This window comes from Brevundimonas sp. M1A4_2e (assembly GCF_053345555.1).
The window spans coordinates 206,601-224,736 of the sequence record NZ_JBKFAI010000001.1 but is presented as its reverse complement, the minus strand read 5'-3'; the positions used below and the strand labels follow the sequence as shown (position 1 = coordinate 224,736).

Sequence of the window (18,136 nt, the reverse complement as noted above, 5' to 3'; positions counted from 1 at the left end):
GCCGTTACACCAATGGAGGGCCCCACCGCCCGCAGCTCAGCCGGAGCGAATAGCCGATAAAACCCCTGTGGCACATCACATATTCTTGCATGGACAGGCGAGCGTCACTCCCCAGCCTGAGCCTCGTCCAGCAAGATTCGGCTACGCCAACCGTCATAAGCGACATCGACATTGGTCGGAAGCTCCCGCTTCAAACGCTGATAATCCAGGTCAATGTGCAGATTGGTTAGGACGGCCTGCTTCACCCGCGCTCGCGCGATCCAGTCCAGCGCCTTATCGACATGGGCGTGGGTCGGATGGGGCGTATAGCGAAGAGCGTCCAGTATCCACAGGTCAGCCCCGCGCACCGCTTCCAGCGCCTCATCATCGAGGTCTGAGACGTCGCTGGAATAGACCACGCCGCCGATCCTGTAGCCGACCGATCGGATCGGGCCGTGCGCCTGATCGAACGTCGCCACCGGCAGGTCGCCGCCTGGCCCAGGCACGCTCCATTGACGGCCGTGCGGCGGAAGCGGCCGCGCCTCGACGATGGCCGGATAGCCGTGCTGGCTCTCGAAAATGTAGTCGAACCGCCGCGTCAGGGCCGCATGGGTCGGCTCGTCCATCCAGGCGGGAATGCGGCCGCGCGCGTGGGCGAAGACCCGCAGATCGTCGATGCCGTGGGTCTGGTCCGCATGGTCGTGGGTGTAGAGCACGCCGTCGATATGCTGGACTTCCGCCATCAGCATCTGCTGACGGAAGTCCGGCGAGGTGTCGATGACCACGCTGGTGACGCCATCTGGGCCATGAAGACGCGCCAGCATGGAGCACCGGGTGCGCCGGTTGCGCGGCTCGGCCGGATCACAGTCGCCCCAGTCGCCGTCGCCGCGCGGCACCCCGCCTGACGAACCGCACCCCAGGATGACGACCTCCAGCTCGCTCATTCGGCGGGCCGGGGGATACGGTCGAACAGGTCGAAGAAGGCGTCGGTCGTCAGACGATCCGCCTGTTCCGGCGACCACCCGCGAATCTCGGCCAGCTTGGCCAGCACCAGGCCGACATAGGCGGGCTCGTTGCGGCGGCCCCGATGCGGGATCGGCGCCAGATAGGGGCAGTCCGTCTCGACGATGATGCGGTCTTCGGGCATCCGCCGGATCACCGCCCTCACCTCTTCGGCCGCCTTGAAGGTGGCGATGCCGGAAACAGAGAACCACCCGCCCAATTCCATAGCCAGTTCAGCCAGCTCCATGCCGCTGGTGTAGCAGTGCATGAGGAATTTGAACGGCGCCCGCCCATGTTCTTCGCGCAGGATGTCGGCCATGACCTTGTCCGCTTCACGGGTATGGATGACCAGCGGCAGCCCGGTGCGGCGCGCCGCCTCGATATGCTGGCGGAACACCGCCGCCTGCACATCGCGCGGGCTGAGATCGTAATGGAAGTCCAACCCGCACTCGCCGATGCCGATGACGCGCGGGCGCTGCGCCAGTTCGACCAGGCGATCGGCCGTCAGATCGGCATAGTCCTTGGCTTCATGCGGGTGCACCCCGACCGTGCACCAGATGTCGGCGTTGTTCATGGCCAGCGCATGGGTCGCATCAAAGGTCGACAGCTTGTCCGAAATCTCGACCATTAGCCGCACGCCCGCTTCGCGCGCGCGCGCGATCACGGCGTCGCGGTCTTCATCGAACTGGGGCGCGTGAAGATTGACGTGACTGTCGATGATCATTTCAGGTGAACGCCCTTATACTGATGCCTTGACGCGGGCGATGTCGGCCAGAGCTCCAGCCAGCACATCCCCCTTGTCCATATTCAGGCCCGCCGCGCGGTCCGGCAGTTCCGACAGCCGCCCCCACAGTTCAGCCCACAGCGCGCCCTCGCGCCCGCCGGTCTCGACCGCGCGTCGCTTCACCGCCGCGATCAGCCGATCCATCAGGGCGTCGAACCGCGCCTGCCCTTCAGCGCCGCGAAAGCCGTCGGCCACGGTCAGTTGTTCGGCGCGGTCCACAGCGCCGCCTTCGACCCAACTGCGCGCCAGACGATCCGTTTCGGACATGGCGCCAGACGCCAGATCCAGCGCGGCGCCCGGAGAGCCGCCGGCCATGCGCGCCGCCTCATCCGCCTCGGACAGCGACACGCCGGTGCGTCGCTCGACCAGTTCCGCCAGACGATGTTCAGGCCAGACCGGAAAGCTGAGACGACGACACCGCGAGCGGATGGTCGCCAGCAAACGGCCAGGCGCGTGCGTCACCAGGAACAGAACGCCGCTTTCAGGCGGTTCCTCAAGAATTTTCAGCAAGGCATTGGCGGCATTGACATTCAGGTCGTCGGCGGCGTCGATGATCGCCACCCGATGCCGCGCCTGGGACGGGCTCTTGGCGAAGAACTCCGGCAGGTCGCGCGCCTGCTCGACCGAGATCGACTTCTTCTGCTTACCGCCCTCGACCAGACGCTCAAGCACCAGCAGATCAGGGTGCGACTGGGCCGAAACCAGACGACTGACGGGGTCATGCGGCGCAGCGCCCAGCGGCCCGCGTGAAAGATCCGGCGCCGCGCCCAGCAGACGCCGCGCGGCGCGATAGGCGAAGCTGGCCTTGCCCGATCCCTCGACCCCGCACAGAAGCCAGGCGTGGTGCAGACGGCCACGGTCCAGCGCGTCCAGAAAAGCCTCTTCGGCCTTGAGGTCGGCGATCAGGTCGAACCGGTCGCGCGGATGCTCGCTCAAAGCAGCCGCGCCTCCACCACCGTCCAGAGACGTTCGGACACCTCATCGACCTCGCCCGTCGCGTCGATGACGACACAGCGGTCGGGGTGGCGCTCAGCCACGTCCAGAAAGCCTTCGCGGAGCTTCTGATGGAAGGCCATGCCCTTGGATTCAAAGCGCGTCTCGAACAGGCCGCGACCGAAGGCGCGTTCCAGCCCCACATCCACCGGCAGGTCGAACACCAGGGTCAGGTCCGGTTGATCGCCGTCGACCACGGCCGCGTCCAGCGCCTCGATCAGGCTTTCAGGCGCGCCGCCGCCTGCGCCCTGATAGACGCGGCTCGAATCGGCAAAGCGGTCGCACACCACCCAGCGCCCGGCTTCCAGCGCGGGGCGGATCGTGCGCTCCAGATGGTCTGACCGGGCGGCGTACATCAGCAAGGTCTCAGTTCGCGCGGACCAGCGGTCAGCCTCGCCCGAGACGGCGATGTTGCGGATTTCCTCAGCCCCCGGCGAGCCTCCCGGCTCCCGCGTCTGGACCACGTCCAGCCCAGCGGCGCGCAGCCGCTCGACCAGCAGGCGCGCCTGTGTGGTCTTGCCGGCGCCTTCGCCGCCTTCGAACGTGATGAATCTGCCTCGCTGCACCCGCGCACAATGGCGACCCGCGCGGCGGACGCAAGACCCGTCAGCCGCCTATCAACAGGGCGTCGCTGAAACCGCGGGCAATCACGGCCTGACGCGCGCGCTCCGCGGCCGTCGCATCGGGCCAGGGTCCGACGACGACGCGAAACAGGGTCCGGCCGTCTCGATCGAGGTTCTGGATGGAGGCTCGGTCGCCGAGGCGGCGCGCGACCTGATCCGCGCCGCGCCGATCCGAATAGGCCCCGGCCTGCACCCAATAGGCGGCGGCAGGAGCAGCGTAAGACGGAACAGGCTGAGGCGCAGGCGCCTGTGCGGTTGGCGGCGCCGTCGCGACTTCATAATAAGGGCGCGGCCCCGCGTCTCGGCTCGGCGCGGCGTCGGCGCGGGCCGGCGTCGCCTCTGCGCGCTGCATCGGCGTCCCGCCGCCCTGGCGCGGGGCCCGGCCGACATAGCGGACCCGCACTTCGCCCACGCCCTGATTCAGCAGGCCCAATTCCTCAGCCGCCCCGCGCGACAGGTCGATGATTCGCCCGTCGACGAAGGGGCCGCGATCATTGACGCGCAGGATCACCCGACGCCCGTTCGCCCGGTTGGTGACCTCAACCAGACTGGGCAGCGGCAGGGTCTTGTGAGCCGCCGTCAGGCCGTTCATGTCGAAACGCTCGCCCGTCGAGGTCGAGCGGCCGTGGTGATAGGAGCCGTACCACGAGGCCTGACCCACCTCGTCATAGTTGGGCTGTTCCTTCGGGTGATACCAGCGACCGCGGATCTGATAGGGCCGCATGGTCCCCGACACGATCGGCGCAGGGTCCGTGACGACAGGCGGCTTCAGCGGCGCCTCGCGCCCTCCGCCCAGGCTGGCGCACGCCGCCAGGGTCGAAAAGGCGGCGGCGACGACCGCCGCTCTCAGGATCCTGGCCCACATGGTTCAACGCACTCCGACCGACTGACAGACCTTGCTTATGCGGCCGAACGGTTTCCGGTTTGGTTAACGTCGCGTTTGCGCTTATGAGCGCGGCGGAACGTCGCGCGCCTTCTTCCCTCCCGCTCGCTGAAGCCGATCTTGACCCCATCGCTGTATCAGACCCGTTCCGGCGTCTTCATTCTCGCTACTTTGTGCTGCGCGTTGTGGGGCAGCGCCTTTCCCGCTGTGAAGGGCGGCTACGCCCTGCTGCACATCGCGAAAGACGATATCGCCAGCCAGTTGCTTTTCGCCGGGTGGCGGTTCGCCCTGGCGGGACTGATCCTGTTGTTCGTCGCCGCCGCGTTGAAGAAGCCGGTGCTGAAGCTTGAGCCACGCCAGACGGCCCAGGTCGCCCTGCTGGGCCTGACGCAGACGGCGATCCAGTACGTCTTCTTCTATATCGGCCTGGCGCACGCGACCGGCGTGAAGTCGTCGATCATGAACTCCACCAGCGTCTTCTTCAGCGTGGTTCTGGCCCACTATCTGTATGCCGACGACCGCCTCAACGGGCGAAAGGCGCTCGGCTGCCTGATCGGCTTTCTGGGCGTGGTCGTCGTCAATCTGGGCGGGGCTGGCCTGGGGTTCGACTTCAGCCTGCTGGGCGAGGGCTTCATCGTCATCGCCGCCTTTGTGCTGGCTGCGGCCTCAATCTACGGCAAGCGCGTCTCGCGCCAGTTGGATCCCATGATCATGACGGGCTGGCAGCTGTTCATCGGCGGCGCCGCCCTGACCGGCGCCGGGTGGGCGGCGGGCGGCCATCTGGAGGCGCTGAACGCCGCCTCGGGCGCGCTGTTGCTCTATCTGGCGCTGTTGTCATCGATCGCCTTCGCCGTATGGAGCGTGCTGATGAAGCACCATCCGGTCGGCCTGATCGCGGCCTTCAACTTCCTGATTCCCGTCTTCGGCGTGACGCTGTCCGCCGCCTTCCTGGGCGAGTCGATGTTCAAATGGAGCTATCTGATCGCGCTGATCCTGGTCTGCGGCGGCATCTGGCTGGTCACCCGCTCCACACGAGCCGCAAGGCTGACCTGACGCGCTTTCCGCTTGGATTGCGGACAGCTTTACGGCTATGCACGCGAGCGCGCCGAGTCGCGCTGGACAGGTGGCCGAGTGGTTTAAGGCAGCGGTCTTGAAAACCGCCGTAGGTGGAAGCCTACCGTGGGTTCGAATCCCACCCTGTCCGCCACGCACGTTGTTTTTATTGAATTTTTCCTGCCCCCCGAATTACCCATCTGAGTTTTACTTGGGGCGAGGCCGCGGCGGTGGTTCATAGGCTACGCAGAGCGTAATCGCCCAAAGAAACTGCCGCATATCCAGAGTCCCGGCGACACCGGCGACCTCACATCACGGAAATCAGGTTCCTGACTAGCCGTGCAGGGCATGTTCCGATGACGGATCGAAGCGCCCCTCACGGCTAGTCTGCTCGTAACGACTAGCGAGCTACGTAATCACCAAATTCTTACGCGATCGGCCGGTTTAAGGTAGAAGCGCGTGCCGGATTTGACTTTGAAAGCATCATACCAGGCGTCGACGTTTCTAACGGATCCGATGACACGGTACTCGGGCGGACTATGCGGCCCCCGCGCGATCTGGTTCTTCAGCGCGTCCTCGCGATACTTCGATTGCCAGACCTGGGCCCAGCCGTAGAAGAAGCGCTGGTCGCCGGTCACGGCGTCGATCACCGGCGCCGGCTGGCCCTTCAACGACAGGTGGTAGGCCTCAAGCCCGACCGCCGTGCCGGCGGCGTCGCCGATGTTCTCGCCCATGGTCAGGCTGCCCTGAATGTGGAAACCCGGTAGAGGCTCGAACTCGTCATACTGGGCGCCCAGGCGCGCGGTCAGACCATCGAAATTGGCCTTGTCCTCGTCCGTCCACCAGTTGCGCAAAACGCCGTCGCCGTCAGACTTGGAGCCCTGGTCGTCGAAGCCGTGGCCGATCTCGTGACCGATGACGCCGCCGATGCCGCCGTAGTTAACGGCCGGGTCCGCGTCCGGGTCGAAAAAGGGCGGCTGCAGGATCGCCGCGGGGAAGGCGATTTCGTTGTTCACTGAGCTGTAATAGGCGTTCACCGTCTGGGGAGTCATTCCCCATTCCTCCTTATCCACGGGCCGGCCCAGCCTCGATACGTCGTCTTGCCATTCGAAGCGCGCCAGCCTCTGAGCATTGCCGAACAGGTCGTCGGCCTTGATCTCCAGGCCCGAATAGTCTCGCCACTTGTTCGGGTAGCCGATCTTGACGGTGAACTTCTGCAGCTTCTCCTGAGCCGCCGCCTTGGTCTCGGCGCCCATCCAGGTCAGGTTGTCGATGCGGTGCGACAGGGCGGTGCGAAGGTTGGCGACCAGTTCTTCCATCTTGGCCTTGGATTCGGCCGGGAAGTATTCGGCGACGTATAGACGACCCGCCGCCTCGCCCAGGGCGCCTTCGGCGAAGCTGATGGCGCGCTTCTCGCGGCTGCTTTGCTCCGGTTGCCCGTCCAGATCCCTATACCGAAACTCCCAGTGAGCGTCGGCAAAGCGCTGCGAAAGATAGGGAGCGGCCGCGTCCGCAGTGTGGAACGCCTGCCAGGCCTGAAGGGTGGCCACCGGCGTCTGAGCGAAGACGGCGGCGATCTTGGGCATGGCCGTGTTCTGACGCACGATCAGGCGGTCGATCGAGCCCAGGCCGGCGGCGTTGAAATAGCCGTTCCAGTCAAAGCCCGGCGCATCGGCGGCCAGGGCCTGGATCGAGTATTCATTATAGGTCTTGTCGCGATTGCGGTTCTCGATCGGGGTCCAGTGGGCCTGGGCGATCCGATCTTCCAGGGCGACGACGGCGGCGGCCGAACCGGCCGGGTCAGCCCAGCCGATGTGGGTCAGCATCCGCTCGATATAGGCCTGATACTTCTCCTTCTTGTCGGCGAAGCGGGCGTCCAGATAGTAGTCGCGGTTGGGCAGCCCCAAGCCGCCCTGGCCCGTCGTCACGGCGTAGCGGGTCGGATTCTTCTGGTCGATGGTGATGCCGGTGCCAAAGAAGGAGCCGCCCACGCGGCCCTGCGTCTGGCCCATGTAGGCGGCGATCTTCTCATGGGTGTCGGCGGCGCGGATAGCGGCCAGATAGGGGGCCAGCGGCTGGGCGCCCAGCGCCTCGATGCGGGCCTCGTCGATGAAGGCGCGGTAGGCGTCGGCGATCTTCTGCTCGTCCGAGCCGGGGGCCAGGTCGGTGCGCGCGGCCAGATCCGTGACCAGCTTCTTCATGCGGTTGTCGGACAGTTCGCGCAGCAGGGCGAACGAGCCGTAAGAGGTGCGGTCCGAGGGGATGGTCAGTTGATCAACCGCCGCGCCGTTAGCGTAGCGGAAGAAGTTGTCGCCGGGATCGACCGAGGTGTCGCGGCCGTTGAGGTCGAAGCCCCAGGTCCCGTATTTCGGCGCCTCGGTTCCCTGCCAGCCCGAGGCGCCGCCTTGCGCCGCCGGGGTCTGGAATAATTCGAAGACGCTGCACGCCTGGTCAATGCAGGCGTGATCATGTCCGTCCTGAGCCAAGGCGGCGGCAGGCGCCAGAAGCGCGGCGGCGGCCGCTCCTGCGAGCAGTACTCTCATCAAGTCGATCCTTTGCTAATGTAGAGCTCTTCAGCTCACGTTGATGCGTTGAGGTGCGACGCCAGCACCGTCATGGGCATCGGTCCGGACATCACGACGCGGTCGTGGAAGGTCTTGAGCGAGAAGCCGGGACGGCGCTCGGCCTCGGCCCGCAGGCGGGCGATCTCGATCTCGCCCAGCTTGTAGGCGCAGGCCTGGCCCGGCGCGGCGCAGTAGCGTTCGATCTCGCGCGCGGCGCGGTTCTCGGGCTCGGCGGCCGTGGCGATCATGTAGCGGATCGCCTCCTCGCGGCTCCAGCCCTTGGCGTGCAGGCCGGTGTCGACCACCAGACGCGCGGCGCGGAACAGGAAGCTCTGCAGATAGCCGATGCGGCCGAAGGGATCGTCGTCGTAGAAGCCCATCTCATCGGCCAGCCGCTCGGCATACAGGCCCCAACCCTCGGAATAGGCCGAGAAGCCGGTCAGGCGGCGATAGAGCGGCAAATCCCCCGCCTCGCGCGCCAGGGCGCCCTGGAACAGGTGGCCCGGCGCCGCCTCGTGATAGGTCAGGGTCTTCAGGCTCCAGCGCGGCCAGTCCGCCGTGTCCTTCAGGTTGATGTAGTAGATGCCCGGCCGTGTCCCATCCAGGCTGCCCGCCGAGGCGTAGCCGCCCGGCGCCCCGCCCTCGATCTCGACGGGGATGCGGCGGATCTCAAAGCCGCCGCGCGGCACGGTGGCGAAGACCTCGGGCATGCGGGCCCGGACCCGCGCCATCTCGGTTTCCAGATAAGCCAGAAGCTCGGCGCGCCCGGCGTCCGTATTGGCGAAGAGGAAGCGAGGCTCGCGGTTCAGGGCGGCGACCCGCTCGCCCACCGTGCCCTTGGTGTAGCCCTGAGCCTTCAGCAGGCCGTCGAGGCGGCCGGTCAGCTCGGCCACCTGATCGCGGCCGATGCGGTGGATCTCATCCGCCGAATAGGCCGTGGTCGTATAGGTCTTCAGGTTCAGCGCATAATAGGCCTCGGGGTCCGGCAGGCGCGAGCCGATCCCGGCGTCGTGGACGGCGCGGGCGCGATGGCGCTCCAGGGCCGCGATCTGGCGCGTCAGAGCCTGACGGATCGGCCCCTCAAACAGGGCGACGGCCGCCGCCTCGGGATTGGCCAGCCCCTGTTCGCGCGCGCGGCGCGTGAGAGAGCGGATCATGGCCTTGTCCTTGGCCTGGCCGTCGCGCAGGGCCTTCAACTGGACCAGGGCGCCGTCCAGCAGGAAGTCGGGCGGCACGATACCGACGGCGGCGTTGGCCTCAGCCCGCTCGGTGTCCTGGTCCAGGGCCACAGCTAAGGCGGCCATGCGCGACAGGGCGGCGTCGACGTCCTGGGCCGTCTTCACCGGATGCTGGGCGTCCAGGAAGTCCGGCGTCATGGAATAAACGCCGCCGATCTGGCTGACGATGTAGGGGCTTTCGCGCCAGCCTTCGGACTTGTGGAAGGGGAAGGCCCGATAGGCCGCCGTGCACTCCAGCTGGAACACGGCGACGTCGCGGCTCAAGCGAGCCTCGGGGGAGAGGGACGCCGGATCGACCGCTCGCACGGCGGCCAGGTCGGCCGCCGCCTTGTCACGGCCCGCCACGGCCGCGGCCTGCGATCGGTCGGCCAGCTTGAAGCGCTGGGCCGCGCGCGCGCCGACATCCAGGCCGAGGCCCGTCACCAGTTCGGGAGCCCGATCCAAACCGGCCTGAAGCTGGGCGTCCAAAAGGGCGTCCAGCCGCGCGCCCGCGTCCTTCGCCCCCGCCCCGACCGGGCCGGCGGCGGCCGCCAGCGCCAGGCCCGAGCCCGCCGCCAGCACGCCGCGCCGGTTCATGCGCCTTGCGTCAATCATGAGTACTCTCCCCCTCTTCTCGTTTCAGCTTCCGCTCACCACACCGGCACGCGCTTGGCCGGCGGCAGGTACAGGGCATCGCCCGGCTGGACGTCGAAGGCGGCGTACCAGGCGTCCAGATTGCGCGCGGCGTCGGCGCGATAGGGTCCCGGCGCGTGCACGTCGGTCAGCAGGCGGCGGCGCAGAGCCGCGTCACGGTAGCGGCTGCGGTAGTTCTGGGCCCAGCCCAGGAAGAAGCGCTGGTCGCCGGTGAAGCCGTCCAGCACCGGCGCCTCGGCCCCCTTCAGCGACAGCTTCCAGGCGTCGTAGGCCGCCGACAGCCCCGCCACGTCGGCGATGTTCTCGCCCAGGGTCAGCCGCCCGTTCACCGAGGCGTCGGCGAAGGGTTTGTAGGCGTCGTACTGAGCGATCAGCAGGTCGGTGGCGGCGGTAAAGCGCGCCTTGTCAGAGGCCGTCCACCAGTCGCGCAGCCGCCCGCGCGCGTCGAACTGCGAGCCCAGGTTGTCGAAGCCGTGGGTGATCTCATGACCGATCACCCCGCCGATGGCGCCGTAGTTGACCGCCGGGTCGGCGTTCGGGTCGAAGAAGGTCGGCTCGAGGATGGCGGCTGGGAAGATGATGGAGTTCTGCGAGGGGGCGAACAGGGCGTTCACCTCCTGCGGGACCATGAACCACTCGCCGCGATCGACTGGCTGGCCCAGCTTGGCCAGCTGGCGGCGGTATTCTAGCAGGCTCGACCGCTCGAGATTGCCGAAGGCGTCGTCGGCCCGCACCGTCAGGCTGGAATAGTCGCGCCATTTGTCAGGATAGCCGACGCCGACGCGCATGGACTTCAGCTTGGCCTGGGCCTCGGCCTTGGTTTCGGGCGACATCCACTCCAGCCCCTCGATGCGGCGGGCGAAGGCGGCCTTGATGTTGGTCACCATGGCCTCGACTTCGGCCTTGGCCTGGGGCGGGAAATAGCGGGCGACGTACATGCGGCCCACGGCGTCGCCCAGCGCGCCGTTGGTGGCCGCCACCGCCTTCTTCCAGCGCGGCGACTGCTGCGGCGTGCCCGACAGGGCCTGGCCGTGGAAGGCGAAATGCTGGTCGACGAAGGCCTTGGCCAGCCAGGGCGCGGCGCGGTCGACGGCGTGGAAGGCCAGGTAGTCGCGCCATGCCTCCATCGGCTCGGACGCGGCCAGCGCCGACAGTCCGGTCACGGCGTCGGTCTGCCAGACCTTGATCGTCTGCGGCTGGGCCAGGCCCGCGGCGGCGAAGAAGGCGTCCCAGTCCAAGCCCGGCGCGCGCTGGGCGAACTGGGCCTTGGTCCAGGTGTTGTTCGCCTTCTGCACGTCGCCGGTGTCCAGCTGGCTCCAGTGGCTGCGGGCGATGCGGGTCTCCAGCGCCATGACGCGGGCGGCGCGCTCGTCGGCCTTGTCGAGGCCCGCCAGGCGCAGGGTCGCGGCCACATGGGCCTGATACTGGCGGCGCAGATCGGCGAAGCGCGGGGCCGGGTCCAGGTAGTAGTCGCGGTCCGGCATCCCCAGCCCGCCCTGCATCAGATAGGGGGCGTAGCGTTCGGGCTCGTCCAGATCCTGGGCCACCCACAGGCCCAGCGGCCGGTCGGTGTAGTAGTTGGTGGCGTTCAGCGGATCGACGTCGGCCCGCATCACCCCGCCCAGATAGGCCGACAGGCCGCGGCGGTCGTTCAGGGCGGCGATGCGCGCCAGCTCGGCCTGGATCGGCTGGACGCCCTTGGCCTCGGCCGCCGCCGCATCCATCAGGCTGGCGTAGAAGTCGGCCACCTTGGCGGCGTCCTTGTCCTTGCCGGCCCGCGCCTGGGTGATCAGCTCCAGCACCCGGCCGTCGGCCTTCTCGGCCAGGACGCCGAAGGTGTTCCACACCGAGCGGTCGGCCGGAATCTCGGTCGTCTTGACCCAGCCGCCGTTGGCGAAGGCGAAGAAGTCGTCGCCGGGCCGCACCGTCCGATCCATGCCCGCGGCGTCGAAGCCGAACGTCCCATAGACGGGAGCCTTACGCTCGGCCCGGCCCGCGTCGGGGCTGGAGCAGGCGGTCAGCAGGCTGAGCGCCGAGGCGGCGGCAAGGACGGTGCGCAGGTTCATCTTCACGGTTTCCTCCCGGTTGGATCCGGTTCTGTCGGGTGCGGCGCCGAAGCGTCAGAAATAGTCGGCCAGGGTCAGGGCGCGGCGCTCCCCGCCCTCCAGCGTCAAGGTCACGGTGCGCCCGGCCGCGGCCTCGCCCCAGTGGTTCTCGGGGTCGATGCCTCCGCCGTCGATGTCGACGATGACGTCGCCCGCCCTCCATCCGCCCGCCTCGCCCGGAGAGCCCGGCGCGACGAAGCGGACGATGCGCTTGCCGTCGCGCACGATGGTGTTCAAGCCCGAGCGATCGCGCGCCAGCGGCCTGGCCATGTCCGGCCCCGGCAGCAGGAACAGCCGGTCGCCGCCGAAGTCGATCATCAGGCGAAAACGCGACAGGATCGGCATGCCGACGTTCGCCGCCGCGTCTTCGCGCGCCCACACGCCTTCGCCGCGCACGGTCGCCGGCACGCTCTCGAACACATGACCGCCTATGCTGAGGCTGTTCAGGTTGAACAGGACCGCCGGCGCCGCGCCGCCAACCCCGCCCGCCATGACGGCCGAGACCCGCCGTCCCTCCGTCAACCGCGCCTGGGCGGCGTAGCCCGGAAACAGGGCGAGCGGCGTACCGTTGCCCAGGTCGAACATCGCCATGACGGTCGGGCCGTCCTCGATGACCACAGGCAGGGCGCGCAGGCCGTTGACCGGCGTCAAGGGCAGTTCGATCGTGCCCGGCGGCGGCGCGAAGGCGTCGGGCGCCACCAGACGAATTCGCCGCGCGGCGAAGTCGATGTCGGTGATCGCCTGGTTCATCATCTCCTTGCCCAGCAGAACCGGGACGGGGCGGCCCAGAGCCTGGGTGATCGGCGACAGGTCCATGACCGCCACGGTCACACCCTTCAACTCCGCCCCGCCCAGACGCACGTCGAAGCCGGGCGCGATAGAGACCGTCTCGCTGCCGCCGGTGCCGATGGCGGTGACCCCGCCCTGACCGACCAGCCCGATCTTCTCGGCGAAGGCGCGATCGACGACCGTAACCTCCGCCCCGCTGTCGAGCATGGCGTCGACCGTCTGGCCCTGGATGGTCACGGGGATGAAAAGGCGGCGCTGCGAGAACAACTCGAAATCCAGCCACCCGCTGTCCGTGCGGCCGGGATCGAAGCGGACCACCTGCACAGCCGCAGGCCGGGCGAAGACGGCGTCGTCCAGCGCCGGGTTCACCGTCAATCTGTCGATCGCAACGTGGCCGTCATTATTATCGTCGCTGTCGTCCACCGCCTGATGGAAGGGCATGCGCACGCCGTCGACCCAGCGCCAATCGGAATAGAGGACGGTTCGGCTCTCGCCCGGCGCACTGATGCGCACGCCGCACAGGGCGCCGTCCATGCTATCGATGAGCAACTCGTAGAGCTGACGCCCAGCGTCAGCCGCTACGGGCACACAGGCCCGCCCGTCCAGATTCTCAGCCGCGCCTACTCTGGGACGCGCGCCGCGCGGCAGCTGGCCCAGCATCAGGGCGGCGGCGTTCAACGCCTCATCGGCCTGCTCGCGCGACAGGGTCTCGATCTGGCCGCTCATTGTGCGGCTCCAGCCCCCGACCTCGGTGGCGCCCGTTTCTTCATGCACCGGCCCCAGCTCATCCGCTTGCCGATAGCGTCGTACGCCATCCGGGCCGACGGCGAGCCAAGCCCGCGTTACGCCCTGCAGGCCCGCGGTGGTCACCGTTCCAGACAAGCTGAGCCCCGTGAGGCCGTCCAAGGCGCTGCCGCCGCGCCAGGCGGCGTGGCGCTGCAGCAAGGCCTCGGCGGACGGGGACGCTTCCGCAAGCGCAGGGGCGGCGGTCGCCAGGACCGCGGCGGATAGGAGGAGAGCGGAAATCTTCATAAGACGATAATGACTAGTAGCATCGACTAGTCGTCAAATGAGAAATCTGTAATGATGAAATTGTGTCGGCGACATTACGCCGATTTCACTTACCATAGCAGCTAACGCAACTAGGCTTATGTTCATGTCGCCTGAAGAGACCCTCATGCCCCTGGGCTTCACCGAAACCGAAGCGCTCGCCTATTGCGAGCTGCAGCGCGCCGGGCCGTCGACCGGCTATCGGATCGCTCAGGGCATCGGTAAGGCGCAGGCCAATACCTACAAGGCGCTATCGACGCTGGTGCAGAAGGGCGCCGTCATCGATGACGGCGGCGAGCCCCGCGCGTTTCGGGCGGTGGCTCCGGATCAGCTGATCAGCGCCCTGAGAGGGCGTTTCACCGACCAGGCCCACGCCGCTGCCGACGCCTTGGCCCGGCTCAAGTCGCCCGAGCCCGAGGATCGCTACTATCAGCTTCGCTCGCCGGAGCAGGTCTGGACCCAGGCCGAGGCCATGATCGATGCGGCGACCGAGACGGTGCTGTTCGATTGCTTCCCGCAAGTCGAAGCGCGTCTGGCGCCTGCCTTCGCCCGGGCGGCGGCGCGCAGCGTCGCGGTCATGGGCATTGTCTATGACGAGGCGCACAGCCGCGCCCGCGACTATCAGGTCATCCGTTCGCGGACGGCGGAAGGCGTCCTGGCGCGCTGGCCGGGAGCTGCATTGCGATTGGCCTGCGACGCCTCCGAACATCTCCTCTGCCTGCTCGCTCACGACCTGTCTGAGGTCCGTAACGCCCTGTGGAGCGACAGCATCTATCTGGCGGTCCACGAACATTACGCCTTGGCGGCCGAGCTTCGTCTTCACGCCCTGCCGCTCACCGAACCCAAATTCGCACCTCAACTCTCCATCGCCGGCCTTCATCCGCCGGGGCTGCGCCGCTTGCTGGGCATGACCGCCGACAGCAGCGGCGCGGACTCATGACCGGGTTCCCTGACAATGCCTGCTGCCGACCGTCGTGAACTCCTCGCCGCCGCTGCGGCCTCCTTCGGGGCCGCCGTGGTCTTCGCCGGCCCCGTCCGCGCCGGATCGGGGGCCGTGCGTCCGGCGCCCGAGCGCTTCCCCCAGGGCGTAGCCTCGGGGGATCCGCAGCCGGACAGCGTCATCCTGTGGACGCGCCGACCGCCGGTCGAGGGACGGGACGGCGGCGCCCTGACCGTCGAGGCGGCCGAGGACGAGGGCTTCCGCCGCGTCGTCGCCCGCGCTGCGGTCACGCCGCTGGAAGCCGCCGACTGGACCTGCCGGGCGCTGGTCGCCGGGCTGAAGCCGGGGCGAGTCTACTGGTACCGCTTCATCGACGCCGACGGCGGGGCCAGCCGCACGGGCCGCACCTTCACCGCCCCGGCCGACACCGACGCCGCGCCCGCCCGCTTCGCTTTCGTCAGCTGCCAGAACATCAACCTGGGCTACGCGACGCCCTATCGGCGCATGATCGCCGAGGACGCAGGCAAACCCGAGGCCGAACGGCTGCGTTTCGTTCTGCACCTGGGCGACTTCATCTATGAGATGATCTGGTCGCCCAAGGACCAGGCGACCCTGCAGGGACGCTCGGTGCGCGAGATCGGCCCCCTGCCGACCGGCGCCCGCGTCGGGACCATCCAGGTCCCGACCACCGTGGCCGACTATCGCCATGTCTATCAGGCCTATCTGGCCGATCCCGACATCCAGGACGCGCGCGCCCTGTGGCCCTTCGTCTGCGTCTGGGACAATCACGAGTTCTCGAACCGCTGCTGGCAGAGCCAGATCAACTACGACGGCTCGCGCGCGGCCCAGAGCCTGAAGGCGGCGGCCAACCAGGCCTGGTTCGAATACATCCCCGCCCGCGTGCGCGGCGCGACCCAGGGGTTGGAGCGCTTCCTGTCGCCGGCGGTGAAGGACGCGCCGCTGACCGATTTCGACGCCGACGGCCTGTCGCATCAGGCGGACAATCAGGCGGCGATCAACAGCCTGCTGATCAACCGCGCCCTGCGCTGGGGCGCCAATGTCGAGCTGATCCTGACCGACAACCGCTCCTTCCGCTCGCAGGCGGCGGCCGAGCGGGCGGACGCCGCCCCCTTCGTCGTGCGCGGCTTCCCCTGGTATGCGGCCCAGGACGCAGTCGAGGCTCTGGACGCCGGCCGCGCCATGCCCGGCGGCGCGCCCGCGACGATCCGTTTCGGCGGCCAGGACCTGCCCAACCCGCGCCGCGACGCCTCGCCCGGCAGCATGCTGGGCGCCCGGCAGAAGGCGTGGCTGAAAGAGCGGCTGACCGGCTCGACCGCGCGCTGGAAGCTGTGGGGCAATTCGGTCGGCATGCTGCACCGGCGCACCGACTGGCAAAACCTGCCCGAGGGCGTCGAGGCCGACTGGCCGTCCGAGGGCTATGGCCTCTACGGCACGGACGACTGGTGCGGCTATCCGGCCGAGCGACGCGAACTGCTGGCCTTTCTCGAGGCCGAGGGCGTGACCAATGTCGCCACCCTGGTGGGGGACCGGCACAGCTTCTTCGCCGGCCTGCTGTCCCCGGACGTGCCCCCGCGCGACTATCGCCCGACGGCGGCCGAGTTCGTGGTCGGCTCCATCTCGACGCCGTCCAGCTTCGAGGCGGCCGAGGCGGCCCTGCCGCCGGATCGGCCGCTGTCGCCCGCCTATTTGCACCGCCCGGCCGCCGGCGGGCCGGTGCAGCCGGCCATGAACCTGGCGGTCCGCCACGGGGTGCGCGCCTGTTACGCGCTAAAGGCCACCGGTCGGGTCGAGGACGCCCTGGCCGCGTCCAACCCCGAGGTCGCCCCACACCTGGCCTTCGCCGACCTGGGCGGCCACGGCTACGCCGTCGTCGTCGCCGCGCATGACGCCCTGGAGGTCGAGTTCGTCGCCACGCCGCGCCCGACGCGCCCGGCCGAGGGCGAGGCGGGCATCCCCCTGGCCTATCGCGTGGCCCATCGCCTGCCCGCCTGGTCCGCCGGCCAGACTCCCCGTCTGGAGCGCATCCGCCAGGACGGCGTCGCCCCCCTTATTCTCGACATCTGACAACCGGAGCGCCCTGGCGTGAGACCCCCTTCGCTCGACTTTCATCCCGCCGACGTGCTGCCGCTGGGCGAACTGACCCTGCTGTGGCGCGAGGTTTACGCCAACTACCCCGTCCCCCTGCCCTTCACCGAAGACGAACTCGAGCGTTTCATCTCCATGTCGGCCGTTGATCTGGGCCTCTCGCTGGTCGCAGTCGCGAACGACTTGCCCGTGGGCCTGTCCTTCGTCGCCGCCGCCGGAACAGAGGCCTGGATTGGCGGATTCGGCGTGATCGACGCCCATCGGCGCACCGGCATCGGCCTGGCGCTGATGCGGCATCAGTGCCGCATTCTGGAGGGTTCAGGCGTGACCGAGACGCGCCTTGAGGTCATGACCGCCAATCGTGCGCGGCGGCTCTACGCCTCGGCCGGCTTCGTGGACCGCCGCCGCCTGCTCAGCTTCAACAGCCCCGCCATGGGCGGGGGCGCCGATCCTCTCGTGGTCCTTCAACCCGAGCAGTTGCCCGATCTTCATCGGCGGCTGCATATCGGGGTCAGCGCCGCCCCCTGGCAGCGCAACGAGGCCAACGTCATGCGCGCCGTCGTGCGCGACCGGCTGACCCTGCTCGGCTGGCGCTCAGGCATGGGAATCGCCGCCTATGCCGTGGAGCAAAACTCGGGCGGCGTGTCCCGGCTGATCGACGTGGCGGCGGAAAGCAGCCATGCAGCCGAGGCCATCATCGCCTCCCTGGCCGCACGCGTTCGCGGACGCCGCCTCTGCGTCGGCGACGAGCCGGCGGACTCGCCCATCGCCCAGGCCCTGCGCCGCTTCGGCGCGGCGCCGCGCACTCAGAGATACGAGATGATGCGCCTCAGCGCCGAAACCCAGAACCAGGCGTCGACAAGCCCGGCGCCCCGCATCAAAGCCTTGCAGAGGTGCGCCGGATGAAAAGCGTCCTCAATCGGCGTCTGGCCCTCACGATGGCGGCCGGCGCCGCCCTGCTGCCCGCCACGCGGGTCGCCGGGCGCGGCCCCGACGATCGCTGGGCCGAAGGGGTGTTCCAGCTGTATCGGGGCCTGATCAACAGCCACGACTTCGACCTGCTGGAACGCCACGTCATCGCGCCCGACGCCGTCTTCGTCTTCTCGGACCGGCGCGAGGAAGGCATCGCCGCCGTGCGCGCCGGGTTCGAGCGCACCTGGTCCATCCTGCCCGACGAGGTCTATCAGATGACCGATCCCGAGTGGCTGATCGACGGCCCCGACGCGGCCGCCTGCGCCTTCCGCTACAGCTATAGCGGGACCCTGGCCGACGGCCGGCCGCTCAGCGGAGGCGGCCAGGGAATCAACCTGTTCCGTCGCGCCGAGGGGCGCTGGCGGCTGACCTTCGAACAACTGACGCCCGACACGCGCACCGCCAAGGCCTGATCGCGCCCC

The 18,136-nt window shown here is 68.4% G+C and carries 14 protein-coding genes and 1 tRNA gene; 6 read left to right on the top strand and 9 right to left on the bottom strand.

Annotated elements, in window-relative coordinates; translation table 11 throughout:
- Window positions 1-104: 104 nt before the first annotated feature.
- The 5 genes from ACLBV5_RS01070 to ACLBV5_RS01050 are packed head-to-tail and all read right to left on the bottom strand — an operon-like array spanning window position 105 to window position 4,246.
- Window positions 105-923 (bottom strand): MBL fold metallo-hydrolase, encoded by an 819-nt coding sequence (locus ACLBV5_RS01070; protein ID WP_447604573.1) that lies wholly within the window; start codon window positions 921-923, stop codon window positions 105-107.
- Window positions 920-1,705, bottom strand: a complete 786-nt coding sequence (locus ACLBV5_RS01065; protein WP_447604572.1) for a TatD family hydrolase — start codon at window positions 1,703-1,705, stop codon at window positions 920-922. Before ACLBV5_RS01065 ends, ACLBV5_RS01070 begins: the two co-directional genes overlap by 4 nt.
- A gap of 15 nt (window positions 1,706-1,720) precedes the next feature.
- Window positions 1,721-2,701: a DNA polymerase III subunit delta' gene (locus ACLBV5_RS01060; protein ID WP_447604571.1), complete on the bottom strand. Its 981-nt coding sequence runs from the start codon at window positions 2,699-2,701 to the stop codon at window positions 1,721-1,723.
- Complete coding sequence (gene tmk, locus ACLBV5_RS01055) at window positions 2,698-3,324, bottom strand: dTMP kinase (protein WP_313632701.1); 627 nt, start codon at window positions 3,322-3,324, stop codon at window positions 2,698-2,700. The genes ACLBV5_RS01060 and tmk overlap by 4 nt, the downstream gene beginning before the upstream one ends.
- A gap of 40 nt (window positions 3,325-3,364) precedes the next feature.
- Window positions 3,365-4,246, bottom strand: coding sequence for a septal ring lytic transglycosylase RlpA family protein (locus tag ACLBV5_RS01050; RefSeq protein ID WP_447604570.1), 882 nt, complete (start codon window positions 4,244-4,246; stop codon window positions 3,365-3,367).
- 138 nt (window positions 4,247-4,384) lie between these two features.
- On the opposite strand from ACLBV5_RS01050, the gene ACLBV5_RS01045 reads away from it, so the two are divergent.
- Window positions 4,385-5,317, top strand: a complete 933-nt coding sequence (locus tag ACLBV5_RS01045) for a DMT family transporter (RefSeq protein ID WP_447604569.1) — start codon at window positions 4,385-4,387, stop codon at window positions 5,315-5,317.
- Window positions 5,318-5,381: 64 nt separating this feature from the next.
- Window positions 5,382-5,471 (top strand) — tRNA-Ser (locus ACLBV5_RS01040).
- A 262-nt stretch (window positions 5,472-5,733) separates the two neighbouring features.
- Here ACLBV5_RS01040 and ACLBV5_RS01035 read toward each other — a convergent pair.
- Genes ACLBV5_RS01035 through ACLBV5_RS01020 form a run of 4 tightly spaced genes read right to left on the bottom strand, consistent with a single transcriptional unit; the run spans window position 5,734 to window position 13,678 of the window.
- Entirely contained in the window at window positions 5,734-7,860 is a 2,127-nt protein-coding gene (locus tag ACLBV5_RS01035; protein ID WP_447604568.1) for a M13 family metallopeptidase, read from the bottom strand.
- Between the two features lie 35 nt (window positions 7,861-7,895).
- Window positions 7,896-9,713, bottom strand: coding sequence for a DUF885 domain-containing protein (locus tag ACLBV5_RS01030; protein WP_447604567.1), 1,818 nt, complete (start codon window positions 9,711-9,713; stop codon window positions 7,896-7,898).
- A gap of 35 nt (window positions 9,714-9,748) precedes the next feature.
- Window positions 9,749-11,818, bottom strand: coding sequence for a M13 family metallopeptidase (locus ACLBV5_RS01025; protein WP_447604911.1), 2,070 nt, complete (start codon window positions 11,816-11,818; stop codon window positions 9,749-9,751).
- A 54-nt stretch (window positions 11,819-11,872) separates the two neighbouring features.
- Entirely contained in the window at window positions 11,873-13,678 is a 1,806-nt protein-coding gene (locus ACLBV5_RS01020; RefSeq protein WP_447604566.1) for an aspartyl protease family protein, read from the bottom strand.
- Window positions 13,679-13,802: 124 nt separating this feature from the next.
- Between ACLBV5_RS01020 and ACLBV5_RS01015 the strand changes: the two genes are divergently transcribed.
- Genes ACLBV5_RS01015 through ACLBV5_RS01000 form a run of 4 tightly spaced genes read left to right on the top strand, consistent with a single transcriptional unit; the run spans window position 13,803 to window position 18,127 of the window.
- Window positions 13,803-14,636, top strand: a complete 834-nt coding sequence (locus tag ACLBV5_RS01015; protein WP_313632831.1) for a helix-turn-helix domain-containing protein — start codon at window positions 13,803-13,805, stop codon at window positions 14,634-14,636.
- Window positions 14,637-14,651: 15 nt separating this feature from the next.
- A complete protein-coding gene (locus tag ACLBV5_RS01010) occupies window positions 14,652-16,721 on the top strand; it encodes an alkaline phosphatase D family protein (protein ID WP_447604565.1) in 2,070 nt (689 codons plus the stop codon).
- 18 nt (window positions 16,722-16,739) lie between these two features.
- Window positions 16,740-17,648 (top strand): GNAT family N-acetyltransferase, encoded by a 909-nt coding sequence (locus tag ACLBV5_RS01005; RefSeq protein ID WP_447604564.1) that lies wholly within the window; start codon window positions 16,740-16,742, stop codon window positions 17,646-17,648.
- The gene (locus tag ACLBV5_RS01000; RefSeq protein WP_447604563.1) at window positions 17,645-18,127 is read left to right on the top strand and encodes a YybH family protein; all 483 of its coding nucleotides are present in this window, start codon (window positions 17,645-17,647) and stop codon (window positions 18,125-18,127) included. The genes ACLBV5_RS01005 and ACLBV5_RS01000 overlap by 4 nt, the downstream gene beginning before the upstream one ends.
- The last annotated feature ends 9 nt before the right edge of the window (window positions 18,128-18,136 follow it).